Raw genomic sequence first — 1410 nt, 5'->3', positions numbered from 1 at the left:
TCAAAACTAGATAATGTCATTATCAAACTTGTTAGTTAAGTCCTCGACCGATTAGTATCAGTCAGCTCCACGTGTCACCACGCTTCCACCTCTGACCTATCAACCTGATCATCTCTCAGGGGTCTTACTAGCTTAACGCTATGGGAAATCTCATCTTGAGGGGGGCTTCATGCTTAGATGCTTTCAGCACTTATCCCTTCCACACATAGCTACCCAGCCATGCTCTTGGCAGAACAACTGGTACACCAGCGGTGTGTCCATCCCGGTCCTCTCGTACTAAGGACAGCTCCTCTCAAATTTCCTGCGCCCACGACGGATAGGGACCGAACTGTCTCACGACGTTCTGAACCCAGCTCGCGTACCGCTTTAATGGGCGAACAGCCCAACCCTTGGGACCGACTACAGCCCCAGGATGCGATGAGCCGACATCGAGGTGCCAAACCTCCCCGTCGATGTGGACTCTTGGGGGAGATAAGCCTGTTATCCCCGGGGTAGCTTTTATCCGTTGAGCGATGGCCCTTCCATGCGGAACCACCGGATCACTAAGCCCGACTTTCGTCCCTGCTCGACTTGTAGGTCTCGCAGTCAAGCTCCCTTATGCCTTTACACTCTTCGAATGATTTCCAACCATTCTGAGGGAACCTTTGGGCGCCTCCGTTACTCTTTAGGAGGCGACCGCCCCAGTCAAACTGCCCACCTGACACTGTCTCCGAGCCGGATAACGGCTCTAGGTTAGAATTTCAATACAGCCAGGGTAGTATCCCACCGACGCCTCCACCGAAGCTGGCGCTCCGGCTTCTCAGGCTCCTACCTATCCTGTACAAGCTGTACCAAAATTCAATATCAAGCTGCAGTAAAGCTCCACGGGGTCTTTCCGTCCTGTCGCGGGTAACCTGCATCTTCACAGGTACTATAATTTCACCGAGTCTATGGTTGAGACAGTGCCCAAATCGTTACGCCTTTCGTGCGGGTCGGAACTTACCCGACAAGGAATTTCGCTACCTTAGGACCGTTATAGTTACGGCCGCCGTTTACTGGGGCTTCAATTCAGAGCTTCTCCCGTAAGGGATAACCCCTCCTCTTAACCTTCCAGCACCGGGCAGGCGTCAGCCCCTATACTTCGCCTTACGGCTTCGCAGAGACCTGTGTTTTTGCTAAACAGTCGCTTGGGCCTTTTCACTGCGGCTCTCCCGGGCTTGCACCCAAAAGAGCACCCCTTCTCCCGAAGTTACGGGGTCATTTTGCCGAGTTCCTTAACCATAGTTCTCTCGCTCACCTTAGGATTCTCTCCTCGCCTACCTGTGTCGGTTTGCGGTACAGGCACCTATTTCCTCGCTAGAAGCTTTTCTTGGCAGCGTAGAATCAGGAACTTCGGTACTATATTTCCCTCGCCATCACAACTCAGCCTTA

Annotated in this window: 1 rRNA gene; it reads right to left on the bottom strand. The window is 52.9% G+C overall.

What is annotated here, in order from left to right:
• Window positions 1-31: 31 nt before the first annotated feature.
• Window positions 32-1410: ribosomal RNA gene (locus tag ACX6U0_RS21245) — 23S ribosomal RNA — on the bottom strand; the annotation flags it as partial.

This window comes from Gottfriedia sp. ABJ_BB2_2, from assembly GCF_055484705.1.
The sequence above is the reverse complement of the archived record's forward strand: the minus strand, read 5'-3'. Positions and strand labels throughout refer to the sequence as shown.